Here is an 18,846-nt window from a genome sequence, read left to right as displayed (position 1 = left end):
GATGTGTCTATTTTATGACGACGTTCACCATGCGCTTCGGCACTATGATGACCTTCACCGCCTGCTTGCCCTCCATATACCGGGCTGTACGCTCGTCTGCCATGACGGCGCGTTCGATGGCGGCGTTGTCGGCATCTGCCGCAAACTGCATTTCAAAACGGCGTTTGCCGTTGAACGCTATGCCCATCTGCACGGTGCTTTCAACGAGATACTTCTCGTCGTATGCGGGCCACCCGGCGTCGCACACAGTGCCTTCGTTGCCCAGCGCGTGCCACAGTTCCTCGGCTATGTGAGGCGCGAACGGGGCGATGAGCACCACGAGCTGCGAGAGCAGCGTGCGGTTGCGGCACTTCAGCTGTTGCAGTTCGCCCACGCATATCATGAACGCCGAGATGCTGGTATTGTATGAGAAGTGCTCTATGTCCTGCGTAACCTTCTTTATAAGCCGGTGCAGGCTCTTGAGCTGTTCGGGCGTAGCGTCGGTGGAGTCGGGCAGGAACTGTCCGTCGCGGTTGTAATACAGTGCCCACAGTTTCTTCAGGAAGCGGTGGCATCCGTCTATTCCGTTGGTGTCCCACGGCTTGCTCTGTTCCACCGGACCGAGGAACATCTCGTACAGGCGAAGCGTGTCGGCACCGTATTTCTCGACGATCATGTCGGGATTTACGACGTTGTACATAGACTTCGACATCTTCTCTATAGCCCATCCGCAGACATACTTGCCGTCTTCGAGCTTGAATTCGGCATTGGCATACTCCGGTCTCCAAGCCTTGAACGCCTCGATGTCGAGCACGTCACCGTGCACTATGTTCACGTCTACGTGTATCGGGGTGACGTCGCCGTAACCGTCTTTCAGTCCGAGCGACACAAACACAGGCTTATCCTCGGTGCTGAGGGCGTTGGCGCGATACACGAAATTGCTCCTGCCCTGTATCATTCCCTGGTTCACGAGCTTTCTGAACGGTTCCTCACAGCATGAGTATCCGTAGTCGTGGAGGAACTTGTTCCAGAACCGTGAGTATATGAGGTGACCCGTGGCATGTTCCGTTCCGCCTACGTAAAGGTCCACGCACTGCCAGTATTCGTCCGCCTCGCGGCTCACGAGAGCATCGTTGTCGTGCGGGTCCATGTAGCGCAGATAGTATGCCGACGACCCTGCGAAGCCCGGCATGGTGTTCAGGTCGAGCGGGAACACGGTGATGTTGTCAATCCTGCTCTTGTCTGTCACGCAGTTGCCCACGGTGTCCCATGCCCACATACGGGCGTGTCCGAGCGGCGGCTCGCCGCTTTCGGTGGGTTTGTACTGGTCCACCTCCGGCAGGAGCAGCGGCAGGCAGTCCTCCGGAATCATGTAAGGCATGCCGTCCTTGTAGTATACCGGGAACGGCTCTCCCCAATAACGCTGGCGCGAGAAGATGGCGTCGCGCAGGCGGAAGTTCACCTTCACACGTCCCAGATGGTGTGAGGTGACAAACTCCTTTGTCTTGGCTATCGCCTCCTTGACGGTCAGTCCGTTGAGCGAGAAACCGTCGAGGGTGCCGCATCCGGCTGCCGGAGAGTTGCACACGATGCCTTCCTTGGCGTCGAAACTCTCCTCGCTGACGTCGCATCCCTCTATGAGGGGACGTATCTCAAGCCCGAAGTGCTTGGCGAAAGCGTAGTCGCGCGAGTCGTGGGCAGGCACTGCCATGATGGCTCCCGTGCCGTATCCTGCAAGCACATACTCTGAAATCCATATCGGGATGTTCTCTCCCGTGAACGGGTTTATGGCGTACGATCCGGAGAAAACGCCCGTAACCTTGCGGTCGCTGATGCGTTCGCGCTCGGTGCGTTTCTTCACATACTCTATGTATTCGGCTACGGCGTCACGCTGTTCGTCGGTGGTGAGTCTTGCCACGAGCTCGCTCTCAGGCGCAAGGACCATGAAGGTGACTCCGAAGATGGTGTCGGCACGGGTGGTGAAGATTGTGAAAGCCCCCTCAGCTCCCCCGGTGGAGGAGTTCTGGTTTGCTGAGTCAGGGGACAGACCTTCCCCACAGGGGGAGCCTGAGGGGGCTATCCTGAACTCCATCTCCGTTCCTTCCGAGCGTCCTATCCAGTTGCGCTGTGTCTCTTTAAGCGACTCCGTCCAGTCTATTGTGTCGAGTCCGTCGAGCAGACGCTGTGCGTATGCCGACACGCGCAGGCACCACTGCCTCATCTTCTTCTGCACCACGGGATAGCCGCCTCGCACCGACACGCCGTCCACCACCTCGTCGTTGGCGAGCACCGTGCCCAGTCCGGCGCACCAGTTCACCATCGTCTCGCCCATGTAGGCTATGCGGTAGTTCATCAGCACCTGCTGCCGCTCCTTCTCGCTCATGGCGTTCCATTCCCCGGCTGTGAAGCTCATCTCCTCCGAGCAAGCCGCGTCGAGCCCCTCGGTGCCCTTCTCGCTGAAGCGCGCGATGAGCTTTTCGATGGGCTGCGCCTTACCGCACTTGTTGCAGTAGAACGAGTTGAACATCTTGCGGAAAGCCCACTGGGTCCACTTATAATACTCCGGGTCGCACGTACGCAGCTCTCTGCTCCAGTCGAAGGAGAATCCTATGTTGTCCAGCTGCTGTTTGTAGCGTCGTATGTTGTCGTCGGTGGTCTTCGCCGGATGCTGTCCTGTCTGTATGGCATACTGCTCGGCAGGCAGTCCGTAGGCGTCGTAGCCCATGGGGTTGAGCACGTTGTATCCTCTCAGACGCTTGTAGCGGGCGTATATGTCAGACGCTATGTATCCGAGCGGATGCCCCACGTGTAGTCCTGCTCCGGACGGATATGGGAACATGTTGAGCACATAGAACTTCTTCTTCTCCTTGTCCTCGACAACCTTATAGGTGTCATTCTCCTCCCACCAGCGTTGCCATTTCTTCTCTATTTCACTGAAATTGTAGTCCATTGCGGTATATGTTGTTTTGTTCTTTTTCTTTGTTCAATTGTTTATGTAGTATATCAGGGATAATGCGGACGGGTGGAACGAAAGCTTATTTTCTGATTCCCGAGTGCCGATTATCTTATGCAAAGATAATGAAAGGCGAGTGCAGAAGCAATGAAGGGAAACATAGTTTCACTTAATTTGATACTGCCGAGCCGCATCTTATCTTATGCAAAGATAATGAAAGGCGAGTGCAGAAGCAATGAAGGGAAACATAGTTTCACTTAATTTGATACTGCCGAGCCGCATCTTATCTTATGCAAAGCTATTGCAAACGAGCGGAAAGAGAGCTTGTTTTCAATTTCCCGAGTGCAGCTATATCTTATGCAAAGCTATTGCAAACGAGCGGAAAGAGAGCTTGTTTTCAATTTCCCGAGTGCAGCTATATCTTATGCAAAGATACAAATTTTACCTCAAACGGCAAACATTTGCATGCTATTGGGCATCAGAAGCCTGTTTGTCGGCAGTGCGCGAGATGACGTCGGGCAGTGCGGAGAAATCGTCTATGACGCATTCCGCGCCGCTTTGCTCCAGTTCGCGGAGCGTTCCGTTGCCGTAGGTCACGCCACATGTATGCGCTCCTGCGCGCCGTCCCATCGTGATGTCGAACGCCGTGTCGCCCACCACCATTGCCGTGTCTGCATCTCTGCCGAGCTGTGTGAGTATTCTGTTCACCGGTTCCGGGTCGGGCTTGGCGTTGTCCACATCGTCCGCTCCCACTATCGCGCTGAAGCAGGAGCTGAGCCCGAAGCGGCTTACGAAGTCGCTGAGCGAGTGGTGTCCGCGGCTGCTGGCTATGGTGATGGTGAGTCCTTGGGCGTGCATCCGCCTTATGGTGTCAGCCACGTTGGGGAACATCGTCACGGCTCCCTCGCTGTTGTTCACCTCGAACAGACGCCTGTAGATGCCGGCGCAGCGCAGTCCCTCGTCGCGGTTTATGCCGAGCATGCGCACGAAAGCCTCGTCGAGCGGCAGTCCTATCGTCGCCGCGCACGTATAGTCGTCGGGTTGCGTCATGCCATATTCGGCTATGGTCTGGTGCATTGTCTTGAGAATTACGCTTCTTGTGTCGGCTATCGTGCCGTCGAAGTCGAGAATAAGGGTTTTTATCATGACTTGTGTTGTGTGATGGTTTCAATGTTCATGAGCCGCGCATCACCACGGCTATTGTCTTCATCCGCACATATTCCTCCGAGAGATACATCATTCCTCCGTACGGATTGTCCGTGCCCCACGAGTTCTTGGCTATGAAGTAGAGCCGTCCCCGTCGGTCGCGCGCCATGCCGGTGAGAGCCATGCAGTGGTCGTCGGTGGTGAGACGCGCCTCAAACTCCTTCTGTCTCTGCTCCTGGGTGCAGGGCGTGTGCGAAGGAAGCTCCGCCGTTCCGCGTGCGAAGGAGAATCCCGGCTCCGTCACGTCGCCCTCCCAGCACACGGCGTGTCCTGTCTTCAGGGCTGAGCATATGCGCGCCATGAGCGTGTCGACGGGCACGTTGAGGAAGCGGCAGGCGGTCTTGTTGTCGGGCACCTCGAGCGCGAACGTATCGCCCATGGGATGATGGGTGAAGCTGGTGAGAGCCGTGTAGTCGCCCGGAAGGAACAGGCTGCGCGCGAGCTGCCGCGGAGAATACTCCACACCATAGAGCCAGAAGCGCGACGGCATGTAGCCCAGCGACTCGTCGAGGATGTCCGTGCAGCGGCTGTCGAATCTTGACATGCTGTGCGAGCGTCGCGCCATTGCCGTCAGACGGCGCGCGAGCACGTTGTAGTTGGCGTCGCCTCCGCAGTTGTACGGGTCGTATGTCATCATACCGTATTCCGCCGCCAGAGCGAGCGTCATGGGTGCCATGCCGCGCATGTCCACCCTTTCCCTGCCTCCGGAGAGAAAGCTGCGCCTCGCAAGGTGAGCCATCCACATGCGTGCCGGATAGTCGGGCGAGAGGTTGACGGAGTCGCCTGCCATGATGCGGTCGGTCTCTATGGTGGCGAGCATGCCGTATATCCAGCACAGCTGACTGCGTCCCTGGTTCTTGACAGGTGTGGTGCGCAGTCTCACCTCGTCGGTGAACGTGCCGTGCGGCTTGCGGTGTGCGTGCTGCGGTCTGCCGCACGCGAGCAGCATCATTGCGGATGCCGCCATGATAAGTATATGTTTTTTCATCCGTCCGCAAAATTAATCATTTATGCGCGGGTGTGGAACGGCATGGCGATAAAATTTTTCCCGCCGCCTGATTTTTATGTCCCTCCGTCGTCATTCCGTAGCCCGCTTCTGCACGGTGAGGCGGGATTTGGGGGCAATAAAAGCGGAAAGCGGTATGAGTGGAGGTGGGGCGGGATAGGGATAAAGTATTATTATCGGTTTGACTGTTAATTTGTTGAATTGACATATTGTCACGGAATATTTTTCTTTCGAGACATAATGATATTCATAAAAAACCGTCACGACGTGGTGTTCTGTACAGGCGGATATGCGTCAGTCATGCTCCCATGCCGCAAAATACACCGTTCCGGCAGGTGGAACATACCATAGGGGAGTGCGGAAAAGTCCCTTCGGAGTCGTCGTACGGTGTGTTTCGCGGCACGGAACGGTGTTTCCTGCGCGGTGACAGTGCCTTTTCCGCGACGTAAAAGATGCTTTTCCGCGCCCGAAAAGGCTGTTTCGCATTGTTTCATACAGCAAATTTGATGCACATTTATGGTGTGTTTGCCGTAACCGTATGATATTATGCGCGTTGCGGCTGCACACGAAACGGCACGCTGTATGCGTCGCGCCAACGCCCCGGTTGCAGGAAAGGGAGTTATGGCGACATACGAAAAATCATTGTGTAAGTCGCATGCCGCATCCGCATTACATTATGACAGTAATGGAAAATGCCGCGATTCATATGTTGGCAAACCACAGTAGAGACGCAAAATCTTGCGTCTCACGAGCAAGTATGCGCTGTTAATTGAGGCGATATTATGGCTGTCGTTGCTGTGTTCGTTGGACGGGAGACGCAAAATCTTGCGTCTCTACAGGCTGACGCCATCATAATTGTTTCCCGATACATCATAAAAAACGGGGCGCACCATGCCGGCGCGCCCCGTCTCAACTGTTATACATTGACCTTTAATTGGTGTGGATGCTTATCTCCAAAGGACAGCCTGATACTCCTCAGGAGCATTTATGTCGTACAGGCGTTCCATTGTCATGTTACCCTTTACGTGGAACCGCATCGGGTTTTTCGGGTCGGAGGTGATGTCGGTGTACTTGTAGTCAAGGTACATCGTGGTTATCCGCCTCTCCAGATACTTCTTTGTGGCGTGCCTTATCACCTCGTAACGGTAGGTACAGTCACCGCTTGTCTCAAGGTTTATGGCGTTGGCAGGGTCGCCCGCGCTCAGTGTGAGCTTGCCGGTGATGACGCCTTTCTCGTCCTTCACGCCTTCCTCGAAGTGTGTGATTACCTTATAGAGCCCACGGTTGACATCCTCGCTCCATGTCGTTCCGGCAAGGAAGAACACGCTCCTGTCGTCCACCACGCGGCACTCGCGGGTGTCCTCCACTGCGCCGTCCGAATTCGTACCGTCTATGTATACATACATGTTGGTGGAGGAGTAGGTTCCCGAGTAGTCGTTGAAGAGCTTCAGGTTGAGCAGAGCCTTGTCCCATCCGCTGCGTATGTTGAGCTTATATGACGGGTCCGGCATGACAGTAAGTGGCAGAACCCAGTTCTCGTTGGTGTCAAGACCCTTGAGATTGAAGTCGATGATGTAGAGATTGGTGTTCTGTCCGGGCGCCACGTGGCATGTTTGAGAGGGGAACGAGTAGAAGTTCTCGGGCAGCTGTCTGAACCAGAGGTCCTCGCGTCCGGAGGCGAACCTTGCCTTGTTGAGTATGCCGAGCGTGTCGTTGTCGACGCCTATCTTCACGTTGAAGTCCCTGTGGTTGGTCGCCGAGCCGCTTATTATAACAGGCAGCTTGAACTGTCCCGTGCCGTCTGCCTTGTAGCGTACGTATATGTCGTGCACTCCGTTTGAGCCAACGGGAGCCTTGAAGGATACGAGCTGCTCGTAAACCTCCTCCTCCCAGTCCTCGTTGCATGAAGTGAGCATGCCGCACATTGCGGTCATCGCCGCCATGATATATAATTGAATCTTTTTCATCTTTTATATGTTTTATCGTTGTTCAGGATATGATTCCGTTTATTCGTAGTCTCTCCAGCCTGGAGCCTGTGTCAGGTTCTTGTTGCGGCGGAGCTCCTCCCATGATATGGGCCAGAAGTACTGTCTGCGCGAGAACGAGGTCTGCAGCTTCGGCACTCTCACCGGATTGTAGAACTGCAGCGCGTTTCTCTTGTCCATAAGGGTGTTGCATCCGTATATCTGTTCAGCCTCATGCTTCTCGGCAATCTTCCATCTGCGCAGGTCGAAGAACCGCTGGTTCTCGGCGAACAGCTCCACCTGACGCTCGTGTACGATGGCGTTGAAGAACTTGTCTCGGTCGGCATACACCCCGTCAGAGTAGTCGGGCACGCCCGCACGCATCCTCACAGGCTTCACTCCGCGCCTCATCTGCTCTATGTCACGGCTCACGGTGTAGGTCTGAGTGCCGTCCCACGACGGAATGTCATAGCTCGACGTGAGGTTGTTCACAGCCTCTGCGTAGAGCAGCAGTATGTCCGCGTAGCGCAGGGCTGGGTCTGCCTTCTGTCTTATCTCACTGTAGTTGCCCACGAGGATGTCGTAAGGATGCACATACTTCATCACTCCTATGCCGGTGTTCACCCAACGCTCGTTGCCGTTAACACGTCCGTCAGCCTCTCCACGGTAGTAGAACACCTGCTGGTAGTGGTAACGCTCTTCTGTTGTGCTCAGTCCGGGCCATACCGTTCCGCTGTATGCCACCGACGCATAGAAGCGCGGCTCGCGGTTGGCATAGCCCATGAAGATGCCGTTGTCGGGCAGATGGTCGTACGGGTGCAGGTATTTGTTGTTCGCTGTGGTGAACTCGTTGCCCTTGCCGTATTGTGCCATCACGCGCTCGCGGTCGAACGGTGTGCCGTCTGCCATGTCGTAGGCGTCGCACTGTTTCTGTGTGATGCCGTGGATGTTCCATCCTCCGAGTGTGTTGGGCAGCTGGTGTCTCACAACGTCTGCCACACTGCTTATACCATTGCCATCGAGAGAATTGCCACGGTAATTCTGCCCGCGTGTGAATATTATCTCCGGATTCTCGGCGATGGCAAGCTCACCGTTGAACACCGAGCGGTAAGACTCGTACGGGTCGATGTCAGCCCATCCGTTCGGGAAGTCCTGACTTGAGTATGGCTCGCATTGCGGAGGAGTGACGGTCGTAGGATAGGCTCTGTCCTGCGCGGTTTTCCTTACGCCGACGGTATATATCCTGTATACGCCTGCCTTGTCGTTGTAGTCAAGGAAGTCTTTGCCTGCCGCAACGGCGAGAGCCCACTTCCTTTCGTCATACTCCTGGGAAATGAGGTGGCGTCCTGTCTTGTCGGTGAAGTCTGCCATCTCGGTGTTTCCGTTGTAGAGAGGGCTGGCGGCGTAGGTCAGCACCTTTGCGCGCAACGCTAAGGCGGCACCCTTTGTCGGACGTGCTATGTTGAGGTTGTCGCGTCGGTCGGGCAGCACTTTTGCAGCCTCAACCAGTTCCTTGCATATGTAGTCGACGCACTCGTCGAACGTGCTGCGCGGGTAAGACAGTTTGTCGTAGCTCTCGCTGAAGTCAGCTCCCTTATCCGGCATGATTGGCACAGGACCGTACTTGCGTATGAGCAGCCAATAGAAGTAGCCGCGCAGGAAGTGTGCCTCTCCTTTAAGCACGTCTATCTCTGCTTGGGTGAGCCCCTCGTTGGCGTGCGCTCTCTCTATGAAAATGGACGCCTGACGTATTCCCTGGTATGACCATGGCCATGACTTCTTGTAAAAGTCGCTGTAACTGTATCCGTCGCCATACTCACCGAGTTTGAAATAGCGGTAACGCGCACCGTTGTATCCTTCGTTGAAGGTGATGTCATCGCAGAAGTTCGTAGGATTGTTGTCGCTGTGCCCTATCTCGATGTTGTCTCCCTGCAGGCGGCTGTAGCTCAGTGACAGCCACTCCAACGTATTTGTCTTGTTGTTGAATATATGTTCAAGCGACTGCTGGTCCTTGAAATATTTCTCTGTATCAAGATAGTCGGAGCAGGACGTCAGGGCTGACGCTGCGCACACTGCGGCAACTCCGGCTATCATATATTTATATTTTTTCATATCTGTTGTCTTTAGATTGTTGATATAGTATTACAATTACAGACTGATGGTCATACCAAGCGTGAATGTTCTTGACAATGGATACTTCTGTCCGTTGCTGCTTCCGAGCTCCGGATCCCAAAGCTTGAAGTCGGAGAAAGTCAGCAGGTTGGTACCCATCAGATACACGCGTACATTTTGTATGTTGATGCGTGATGTAAGCGATTTCGGCAGTGTGTATCCTATCTCGACGTTCTTCAGTCGCAGATATGAGCCGTCGCGCAGCCAGAAGGTGGAGTTACGGTAGTTGTTATTATTCCATCCGTAAGTGAGGCGCGGGTATTTCGCGTTCACGTCCTCGTTCTTTCCGAGTTGCCAGTAGTTGCCGACAACGTCTGTAAGGATGTTTCCCCAAGAGTGGTTTGAGAACGGATAGACAGTATAACCGCCGATGAAGAACGATGTCTTTCCGACACCCTGGAACAGTACATTGACATCAAAACCTTTCCATGATGCCGATGCTCCGAAACCGTAGATGAAGTTCGGCTTTGTTGTAGAGCCGATAGGCACGATGTCGTTGTCGTCTATCTTTCCGTCACCGTTCACATCTTTATATTTGATGTCACCGGGAGCTATCTCCACGGCTGTAACCAATGCGGACTGGTCTGGGCTGTTGCGGATGTCCTCATAGTCCTTGAAGAGTCCGAGAGCCACAAGTCCGCGTGTCTGGTCTACACGGTATCCAGCCGAGCGTTTGTAGCCGTAGTGGCTGTATTGCTCGTCATATTCGAGTATCTTACTCTTACTGTAGGTGAAGTTTCCACGTATGGTGAAGTTCACGTTTCCTATCTTGTCGCTGTAGGCAATGTTGCCGTCGACTCCTTGCGAGCGCACGCTGCCCACATTGGCTGCCGGCTGTTGTGAGTTGCTTACACCTATTATCTCAGGTATATATTTGCGCCACATGAAGATACCGTCACGGGTCTCGCGGAAGTAATCGACCGTTCCGCTGAGCTTGTTGCCGAAAAGATAGAAGTCAAGTCCCAGGTCGTGCTTCGTCGCAACTTCCCAAGTGATGCCTTTGTTCGCAAGAATGAGATATGATATACCGTTGTATGTGAAGTTGCTCGTGTCGAAGTCACCATATACATAGCGGTCTTTTTCGTTGGTGTAGAAGCGTCCCTGGAACGGGAAACGTGTCTCGAGATAGTCGTTGCCCACCTTACCGTATGAATAACGCACCTTGAACATGTCCACCCACGGAGCCACTTTCTTTATCCAAGGCTCCTCACCGATGTTCCATGCAGCCGAATAAGCAGGGAAGAAACCGAAGCGTTTGCCTTTTGCGAAGTTCTCCGAGCCGTTGTAGCCGAAATTGAAGTCGACGAAGTAACGGTTGGCATAACCGTAGGTGAAGCGTCCTGCAAGACCCTGATGGCGGCGGTCTATGCCCTGGATGGTGCGCTGGAAGGCGATGTTAAGGCTCTTTATTGGGTCATCGTCTGACTGATGTACCCAGTTGTTCTCAGAGTTGTCGGTAGTCCCGTCCTGCGAATATTTGAGGATGGCACCTACCTGATGCATGCCGAAATTACGCGCGTAGTGCAGTTCAGCCTCTAAGAACTCCCTCTTCTTTCCTTTGGAATAAGGTTGTGATATCATGAGTTGCTCGTCCACCATCTTTTTGAACACGAGGTTGCCATCGCTGTCGCGCAGACGCTCTGCCTGCCATCCTTCAGGTGCTTTCCAATGTTCATTGCCGTTGTCGGTGTAGACATCATATCCGTAGCGTACCAAAGCCTTGAGTCCGGGAGTGATGAAATTGAAGTCCTGAGTAAGCTCCGCAGTAGTGTTTATGGTGTTTTTCCAAATCTGGTTGTAACCATACTGTGTGACGAGAACCCACGGGTTGTTGTGTCCGTCTTTGCCTTGCGAGCCCCATTTGCCGTCTTTGTATCTCACAGGAGTGGCAATCGGGTTATACAGCAGAAGCGATTCCCATATGTGTTTGTAGTCCGCACCCGGCTGGTTCTGCTTTTCCAGTGCTCCAGATATACCTATTTTAATAAGAGTGGTCTTGGTTATGTTCATGTCGAAGTTCATGCGGTAGTTCCAACGGTGGTAGTTGGCGTTGGTCTTATAGTCCTTCAGCGCGGAGTCGCTGTTGTACATACCGCCTTCCTCAACATAGCTCATAGATGCGAAATAGCGTGCGTTGGAACCGCCGCCCGATACGTCAACGTTGGCGCGGAAAGTGGGTGCGCCGTCCTTGAGCAACAGTTTCATCCAGTTGACGTTGGGGAACACCTCGGGGTCGAGCTGGTTGTCGAGCAGATAAAGGTCGTCGTCGCTGTAGGCGGGAGACATGTTCCGGCTTTCGAGAGCCTCGTTCATCATTCGTGCGTATATCTTTCCGTCGACGAACTCCGGTGTCTTCGTGCGAGTGTTGTAGCTGTACTCAACTTTTCCGTTTATGCGTGTCGCTCCGTCGCGGCCGTGTTTTGTCGTTATGAGAACGACGCCGTTGGCACCGCGCGAACCGTAGATGGCAGTTGTGGAAGCGTCTTTCAGCACACTGAAGGTCTCTATGTCCTCAGGGTTTATGTCGTTGATGTTACGCTCAAAACCGTCGACGAGCACGAGCGCGCTGCTTCCAGCACCGAAGGTGGAGATACCGCGGATCCAGAACTCGGACACGTTGTCGCCCGGATTACCTGTCGTCTGCCGTGCGAACACGCCCGGTATGACTCCCGCGAATGAGTTTGTGATGCTGGCGGTAGGTGTGCGCAGGTCGCCAGGGTTTACCGTCGTGACGGCTCCCGACACGGTGAGCTTCTTCTGCACACCCGTACCTGTGACGACAACCTCGTCTATCACGTTGTCCTTCTTTTCCTTAAGCCTGACGTCTTGCGTGGTCTGTTCCTTGATGAGAACTTCCTGTGACTCCATTCCGATGTAGCTGAACACCAGTCGGGTGTATGCCTTTATCTTTATCTTATAAACACCGTCGATGTTTGTTATCACTCCGAGTGACGGGTTCTCCTTGGGCGTCACGCTCACACCGATGAGCGGCTCACCGGTCTCATCGGTCACCGTACCCGTCACTTCTATTGTCTTCTGATCGTCCTGTGCCTGCATCTGCAGCGGTATGCATATAGCAAGCATAAGCATAAATATAAGATTCCTCATAGTAAAATTTGTATTGGATTATTACGGTTTACTCTCTCGTGATATAGCGTATGCCCCTGTTGCCGTTGTCGCCGATATACCATGTCTCGTTGGTCTCGTCGTAGGTGACTCCTGTAGGATGATAGAACCGTGCCTCCTTCAGCGGGTCTCCGTCTATATATCCGGTCACTTTTCCGTCGGCGTTCTCGTTGCTTCGTCCGGCAACAATTGTGGCGACACCGTCCGGGGTGAGTTTCCATATGCAGTGGTTCTCATACGCACTGAAGTAGAAGTCGTACAGTTCACCGTCCGGACGCGGGTTTTTCACGTAGTCATAGTTCTTTACGAAAGTTCCCGACCAAGGCTGGTCGAAACGCGCCGAAGTACCTGTTCCTTCCACACATCCCCATGCTCCGAACTTTCCTGCTATGATTATAGGAGTCTCGAACATGTTTGTCTTCTCATTATAGTTAGATCTTAACACAACGGGCGCGCCTTCCATTATTATATACATATACTTTGCCGACGGGTGAAGGATGAGGCGCATGTGCTGTCCGTCGGTCTGTGTGAGTGCTGTAAGAGAGAAGCACCGCGTGCGGTTCACGTCGGTATTGGGTATCTCTCCGGTAGGGTTCTCCATGCGGTAAACGCATGCGTTGGTCCATGAGGAGTAGAACTTTGTGCCGTTAGGCATGCATACAACGCCGTAGGCACACGGTCCGTAGTTATAGGGACGCATTTTCTTGAATCCTTCCGAGCGCAGGCAGTAATACATGTTCGGTCTTGTCTCGTTTGAAGCCTGTCCGTTGTCGTCGGGGAATATGAGCGTGTCGCCGTCGGCAGTGAATGTGAACGAGAACATGGCAGAGTATTGTCTGCGCGGGAAAAGGCGTGTGTGGGTGCGTTGTGTAAGGTTGAGCACGCGCAGTCCGTCATGCCAGTTGGCTGCGAAGAGGATTCTGTCACCGCCTATCTCCGCATATTTCGGGTCGAACACCAGCCAGTCGTTTGCAGGCGCGGATGCCTCTCCGTCGAACGAGCCGTACGAGTATGACGAGTTGCCTGACTCGTCCACCTTTCTTAACAATGTTCCAACAGTGGTCTTAGGTATATAGTTGAATTTTTCGTCAAAAGTCTTTGTCGCAGCGGGTTTGCCGTCCTTGTCGTCTATTGTCACGGTTACTGTGCCGTCGTAAGAACGCTTTCCTACCATACAATAGATAATCTCACCGGTAGAGCCGATGACCTTCGCTTCCTTTCCGCCCACATTCACGTGAATCTTCGTCTCGTCTGTGCCGAAGTTCTTTCCGTAGATGTAGAGGCGCGTTCGCACTTGTCCCTCTTTCGGACTGAAGTCTTTGAATTCGACCGGTTGTGACGGATCGAACGAGCCTGAGGCGACGTCGTCATCCTTGCAACCGATGAACATCATGCAGCATAGGAATGCTGAAATAATGAAATTTTGTTTCATGTTGGTTAGAATTTTTAGATTGATTTTTGTGAGTTGCGCTCACGTTATTGTTAAGATTGATTTTTGTGTGTTTTGTTTTGTATGTTTTTTTGTGTTTTATATGGGTTGTTATTGTGTTTGTTGACGGTAGTTCGTATGGTTTATGGGTGTAAATGAATTGTCAGGCTTTTGAGGCTTAAGTATTCAATACAGTTTGCAAATATATGATAATATTTCTTTCGTAATTAAAAATAATGGTACTTTATTATTGAAAATAAGTTAATTGTGATTAATAAAGATTGATTTTGGTTTTTATTTGTTCTATTTCGGAGATTTATTATTATCTTTATCGCCAATTTAAAAACCGCCTTTTGACTGATTCATATGCTTTTTTGTTCATTTCATGACGGGTCGGTGACATCGTATATGGGTGTCAGGGATGTCGTTTGAGAGTGTTTTCGGTGGATTTTGAACGGCTTTTTTGATGTTTTTTGAGATTGTTTCCGTATATATGATAATGTTGTTCATGTATGCGATAATCACGTTGTTTTCCATTGACAAATTGAATACGGCATGATGATATGTGCTGCAAGCTAAAGTAGAGACGCAAAATTTTGCGTCTCACAAGGAGATTTGCGCTTGTTGCCAGTGTATAGTCGCGTGCGTGTTGGTGTGGGGTGGACGGGATGGTATGTGCTGCAAGTCAAAGTAGAGACGCAAAATTTTGCGTCTCACAAGGAGGTTTGCGCTTGTTGTCAGCATATTTTCGCGTGCGTATGTTGGTGTAGGGTGGACTGGAGACGCAAGGATGCGTTTGTTTGCCTGCGTATTTTCGCGTGCGTATGTTGGTATGGGGAGGACGGGAGACGCAAGATTTTGCGTCTCTACTTTTAGGGATGCGATGTTGATTGGGGGGATGATGTGCTTATGGAACGTGTCATGTCACAGATACTCGGCGAAGTCGGTGAGCCTCATGTCACCCTTTCTTGTGAGCGTGTCGTGGAATGCGAAGGCGGCGCGCAGCGAACCGGGGCAGTGTCCCTTTGTGGCTATGCGCTGGTATTCGCGCAGCAACGGGCGGTAGTCGGGGTGCGCGCAGTTGTTTATTATCTCCTCCGCTCTCCGTGCCGGACCCTTTCCTCTGAGGTCGGCTATGCCCTGTTCGGTTATTATCACGTCCACGTCGTGCTCGGTGGAGTCGATGTGGCTGCACATGGGGACTATCGCGCTGATTTTCCCGCCCTTGGCTGTCGACGGCGTGTAGAATATGCTTATCGAGCCGTTGCGCTCGTAGTCGCACGACCCTCCGATGCCGTTCATCAGCCGTGAGCCGCACACGTGGCTCGAGTTCTCGTTGCCGTAGATGTCGCACTCCAGCGCGGTGTTCATCGCTATCACACCGAACCGGTGTATGAGTTCCGCCGAGTTGGACAGCTCGCTCGGGCGCAGCGTGAGACGGCTGCGGAAGAAGTCCATGTTGGAATACACCTTCTTAAGGCACTCGTTAGACACTGTCATCGCCGCCACCGACGCCTGCGAGATGCGTCCTTTGAGCATAAGGTCCACTATGGCGTCCTGCACCACCTCGCTGAACACCTCCACCACGGGCATGTCGTCGCACTGTCCGATAGCCTCCATCACCGCGTTGCCCGTCACGCCCACACCGCTCTGTATGGGGAACATGCACTTGGGGATGCGTCCGGCGCGCATGTCGCTCAGGAAGAAGTCCACCACGTGACGGCCTATCATGTCGGTGTCGGGAGTCGAGGGCTTGAAGGTGCGCGCCTCCTCTGGTATGCAGCACTCCACCACTCCGGCTATCTTGCCCGGCTCTATCTCCAGATACTCCGTGCCTATGCGTTGTCCCACGCCTGTCAGAGGTATGGGCTGGCGGTAAGGATACTCCAGACACTCATACTCGTCGTGCAGATAGCGTGCGTCGGCATTGTGAAAAGTGTTCAGCTCCAGAATCACTCTCTTCGCCAGACGCGCTATTGTCGGCACTATGCCGTCTGCCGAGGTGAGATACACGCGGCACTTTCCGCCATACTCCTCTATGGCAGACACCTCTATCACAGCCCAGTCAATGTCACCATAAAAACCCCTGCGCAGACGCTCAGCCATGTGTCCGAGGTGCATGTCCTCATAGTCTATCTCGCCCAGGTTGGCGTGGTTGCGGAAGTCGGCGTTGGTGGAGAAGGGCGCGCGGAACTTTATGGCATGAGCCGCCGCGAGGTCTCCCTCAAGGCTCTGGCACGACGATGCGCCCGTGATGACGCCCACGGCGAACGGTTTGCCTGCCTCGTGCTCTTCGCGCGCGCGTTTCGACAGTGCCCTCGTCACGGCTTTGGGGACACCGCTGGGGGTGAATCCGCTGAATCCGATGTTGTCGCCGTCCTTTATCATCGCTGCGCCTTCGGCAGCCGTTATGCGTGTGTATGCCATCTCCTTAAATGTCTATTGTTTGTTCGGATGGCAAAGTTAGTTATTTTAAAGCATAAAACACGCCTTGCGACATGATTTTCTGCATAAATTTACAAAAATACATTCAAAAAGGCACTAAAACTGTATAAATATACAGAAATAACCGTTAAATATGCAGAAATGTGCATATCCGTGCCTCCGCCATTCCTTTGTCGCGTCACAGTGGGGAGCCAGTGGAGCGTCTCCTTTCATGTTGTCGCGAGGCGGAAGAAAAACCGCAGCATGCCGTGCCGTCCGCAGCACGAATATGCGCAAATATGTATTGATGTATGAATAAATATACATGAAAGCATGAATAAATGTACATGGAAGCATGCATAAATATACATGGGCGCATGTATAAATATACATCGCAACGCGAAAATACCGCCGTTTTTGCGCGCAGACATGCTTTCGGCTGCAAATACGCGGCTTTTGGGCGTTTTACATATTCTGCTGACACACAATAAGATATATTGTCCGACATAATAAAAACCCTTTTCCAGCGTCGCAAAAGAGGCTTTTCCGCCATGCGAAACGGGCTTTTCCGTGTGTCGGAAGAGCTTTTTCTGCGGTGCGGAACGGTGCTTTCTGCGGTGCGGAAGAGCCTTTTTCGCGCTATGGCGGAGACTGTCCGGCAGTATGAAGGGGAAGAAAGTAGGATGCAGGGTCGCTTTCCGTATATCGCGGAGGCGTCCGTCGCGCCCTGCCGTTTCTGTTTTGTTGTTTTCTGTTGTCAATATTTTTTACTGTTATTATGTATAATTATGCGTTTCCGTCGGGTGTGTTCCGAGGCGGCTGGATGCCCCTCCGGGAGTGTGTCGCAGCCGTGAGACGTCCGCGACATGTGCTTCCGTGCGAGCGAATAATGAAAAAATTCGCTTATTCCGACTATTTTGTGTAAGTTTGCAGGCGAAACTCGAATAAGATGAAAAAGAAACAGATACTGCTTATAAACGACATTGCCGGATATGGCAAGGTGGCTACCGCCGCGATGCTGCCGATACTCTCGTACATGGGTCATCCCACTTACAACCTGCCGACGGCACTTGTGTCCAACACGCTCGACTACGGCAAGTTCAACATTCTTGAGACAACCGACTATATAAAAGGTGTCTTTCCCGTGTGGCGCGAGCTGGGTTTCACCTTCGACGCCATAGCGACGGGCTTCATGGCATCGGAGAGTCAGGCGCGCATGATATCCGACTACTGCCGCGAGCAGGCTGCCTCGGGCACGGTGATATTCGTCGACCCGATAATGGGTGATGAGGGAAAGCTCTACAACGGAGTCACCGGTGAGGCGATAAAGAGCATGCGCGAGATGGTGAGCGTAGCCCATCTGGTGTTTCCCAACCACACCGAGGCATGCTATCTCACGGGTATGGAGTACGACGCCCGGGGTGTGAGCCGCGACGGGGCGCGCCGTCTCACCGACGCACTCCTGGCTCTGGGCACCAAGTCGGCGCTCATCACGAGCATCCCTGTGGACGGTCAGCCGTCGGTGGTGGGCTACAATCATGTGGACGGGGAGTATTTCTGTCTGCCCTACACCGAGATTCCGGTACATTTCCCCGGTACGGGCGACATCTTCTCGGCGGTGCTCATAGGGCGTCTGCTCGACGGAGAGATGCTCAAGCCGAGCACCCGCAGGGCGATGGACGCCGTATACACGCTCATCGACCTCAACAAGGACAACGAGGACAAGAACCGGGGCATACCTCTCGAGAAGTATCTCGACGTGCTCTGACCGTGCGCAGTCAGCCAACCGCAGGCACGGGCATACAGCCCCTTACCGCGTCCGCCGCCTGTGCGCCGAGGTGCCGTCTGTGTGCGTGGGCGTGCAAAAAAGAGATAAAAATAATGCGTTCTGCCGGTCGGAATGATTTTTTATATGTATTTTTGCGCTTGTTATATGGACAGGTTTATTATTGTTCTGACACTCTGTCTGATGTGGTCGGCGGGATGCGCCGCGCAGAACGACGGAGGCGACACCGCTGACGGAGGAGTGCTCGAGCCGATGGTGAAGGTGAGCAAGGTGCTCGACGACAACGGCGACAGCATACAGTATGTGGAGATGAACAGCGTGTATGTCTATCCCGCTCCGGTATTCAAGAACGAGAAGCAGCGCGCCGCCTACAACCGGCTCGTGGCAAACGTGAAGAAGGTGCTGCCCATAGCGAAGGAGGTGAACCGCATCATCATAGAGACATACGAGTATCTCCAGACGCTGCCCGACAAGAAGGCGCGCGACGCCCATATGAAACTTGTGGAGAAAAGCATACGCAAGGAGTACACGCCACGTATGAAGAAGCTGTCCTATCAGCAGGGAAAGCTGCTCATAAAACTTGTCTACCGCGAGTGCAACTCGTCGTCCTACCAACTCATACAGGCGTTTCTCGGACCCATAAGGGCAGGATTCTATCAGGCGTTCGCCATGCTGTTCGGGGCGAGTCTCACCAAGAAGTATGAGCCGGAGGGCATCGACCGTCTCACCGAAAGGGTGGTGCTGATGGTTGAGGCAGGGCAGCTGTAGGTTCTTATAATAATAATGCGCCCATCAAATAAT

10 protein-coding genes are annotated in these 18,846 nt (G+C 53.3%); 2 read left to right on the top strand and 8 right to left on the bottom strand.

What is annotated here, in order from left to right:
- Nucleotides 1-7: 7 nt before the first annotated feature.
- The 8 genes from leuS to BN4609_RS11375 all read right to left on the bottom strand — a co-directional run bounded on the left by leuS (nucleotide 8) and on the right by BN4609_RS11375 (nucleotide 16,262).
- The gene (gene leuS, locus BN4609_RS11415) at nucleotides 8-2,929 is read right to left on the bottom strand and encodes a leucine--tRNA ligase (RefSeq protein ID WP_068856777.1); all 2,922 of its coding nucleotides are present in this window, start codon (nucleotides 2,927-2,929) and stop codon (nucleotides 8-10) included.
- A 471-nt stretch (nucleotides 2,930-3,400) separates the two neighbouring features.
- Complete coding sequence (locus BN4609_RS11410) at nucleotides 3,401-4,078, bottom strand: HAD family hydrolase (RefSeq protein ID WP_068856776.1); 678 nt, start codon at nucleotides 4,076-4,078, stop codon at nucleotides 3,401-3,403.
- A 28-nt stretch (nucleotides 4,079-4,106) separates the two neighbouring features.
- Complete coding sequence (locus tag BN4609_RS11405) at nucleotides 4,107-5,105, bottom strand: C1 family peptidase (RefSeq protein WP_241033251.1); 999 nt, start codon at nucleotides 5,103-5,105, stop codon at nucleotides 4,107-4,109.
- A gap of 986 nt (nucleotides 5,106-6,091) precedes the next feature.
- On the bottom strand, nucleotides 6,092-7,111 hold the full coding sequence (locus BN4609_RS11395) for a DUF4973 domain-containing protein (RefSeq protein WP_068856773.1): 1,020 nt from the start codon (nucleotides 7,109-7,111) through the stop codon (nucleotides 6,092-6,094).
- Between the two features lie 39 nt (nucleotides 7,112-7,150).
- Nucleotides 7,151-9,220 (bottom strand): RagB/SusD family nutrient uptake outer membrane protein, encoded by a 2,070-nt coding sequence (locus tag BN4609_RS11390; RefSeq protein WP_068856772.1) that lies wholly within the window; start codon nucleotides 9,218-9,220, stop codon nucleotides 7,151-7,153.
- 36 nt (nucleotides 9,221-9,256) lie between these two features.
- Nucleotides 9,257-12,388, bottom strand: a complete 3,132-nt coding sequence (locus BN4609_RS11385; protein WP_068856771.1) for a SusC/RagA family TonB-linked outer membrane protein — start codon at nucleotides 12,386-12,388, stop codon at nucleotides 9,257-9,259.
- Between the two features lie 28 nt (nucleotides 12,389-12,416).
- A complete protein-coding gene (locus BN4609_RS11380; RefSeq protein ID WP_068856770.1) occupies nucleotides 12,417-13,838 on the bottom strand; it encodes an IPT/TIG domain-containing protein in 1,422 nt (473 codons plus the stop codon).
- Nucleotides 13,839-14,759: 921 nt separating this feature from the next.
- Nucleotides 14,760-16,262 carry a butyryl-CoA:acetate CoA transferase gene (locus tag BN4609_RS11375; RefSeq protein WP_068856769.1) on the bottom strand — a complete coding sequence of 501 codons (1,503 nt, stop codon included), beginning with the start codon at nucleotides 16,260-16,262 and terminating at the stop codon, nucleotides 14,760-14,762.
- 946 nt (nucleotides 16,263-17,208) lie between these two features.
- Here BN4609_RS11375 and BN4609_RS11365 point away from each other — a divergent pair.
- Together BN4609_RS11365 and BN4609_RS11360 are read left to right on the top strand one after the other, a co-directional pair.
- Nucleotides 17,209-18,027, top strand: a complete 819-nt coding sequence (locus BN4609_RS11365) for a pyridoxamine kinase (protein WP_021992775.1) — start codon at nucleotides 17,209-17,211, stop codon at nucleotides 18,025-18,027.
- A 201-nt stretch (nucleotides 18,028-18,228) separates the two neighbouring features.
- A complete protein-coding gene (locus tag BN4609_RS11360; RefSeq protein ID WP_394806067.1) occupies nucleotides 18,229-18,813 on the top strand; it encodes a DUF4294 domain-containing protein in 585 nt (194 codons plus the stop codon).
- Nucleotides 18,814-18,846: the final 33 nt, after the last annotated feature.

Source organism: Leyella lascolaii (assembly GCF_900079775.1).
In the GTDB taxonomy this organism is placed as follows: domain Bacteria; phylum Bacteroidota; class Bacteroidia; order Bacteroidales; family Bacteroidaceae; genus Prevotella; species Prevotella lascolaii.
The sequence above is the reverse complement of the archived record's forward strand: the minus strand, read 5'-3'. Positions and strand labels throughout refer to the sequence as shown.

Excerpts from the sequence above, each read along its gene's own strand:
- leuS (WP_068856777.1), bottom strand. The coding sequence starts at position 2,929 with ATGGACTACAATTTCAGTGAAATAGAGAAGAAATGGCAACGCTGGTGG.
- BN4609_RS11410 (WP_068856776.1), bottom strand. The coding sequence starts at position 4,078 with ATGATAAAAACCCTTATTCTCGACTTCGACGGCACGATAGCCGACACA.
- BN4609_RS11405 (WP_241033251.1), bottom strand. The coding sequence starts at position 5,105 with ATGGCGGCATCCGCAATGATGCTGCTCGCGTGCGGCAGACCGCAGCAC.
- BN4609_RS11395 (WP_068856773.1), bottom strand. The coding sequence starts at position 7,111 with ATGAAAAAGATTCAATTATATATCATGGCGGCGATGACCGCAATGTGC.
- BN4609_RS11390 (WP_068856772.1), bottom strand. The coding sequence starts at position 9,220 with ATGAAAAAATATAAATATATGATAGCCGGAGTTGCCGCAGTGTGCGCA.
- BN4609_RS11385 (WP_068856771.1), bottom strand. The coding sequence starts at position 12,388 with ATGAGGAATCTTATATTTATGCTTATGCTTGCTATATGCATACCGCTG.
- BN4609_RS11380 (WP_068856770.1), bottom strand. The coding sequence starts at position 13,838 with ATGAAACAAAATTTCATTATTTCAGCATTCCTATGCTGCATGATGTTC.
- BN4609_RS11375 (WP_068856769.1), bottom strand. The coding sequence starts at position 16,262 with ATGGCATACACACGCATAACGGCTGCCGAAGGCGCAGCGATGATAAAG.
- BN4609_RS11365 (WP_021992775.1), top strand. The coding sequence starts at position 17,209 with ATGAAAAAGAAACAGATACTGCTTATAAACGACATTGCCGGATATGGC.
- BN4609_RS11360 (WP_394806067.1), top strand. The coding sequence starts at position 18,229 with ATGTGGTCGGCGGGATGCGCCGCGCAGAACGACGGAGGCGACACCGCT.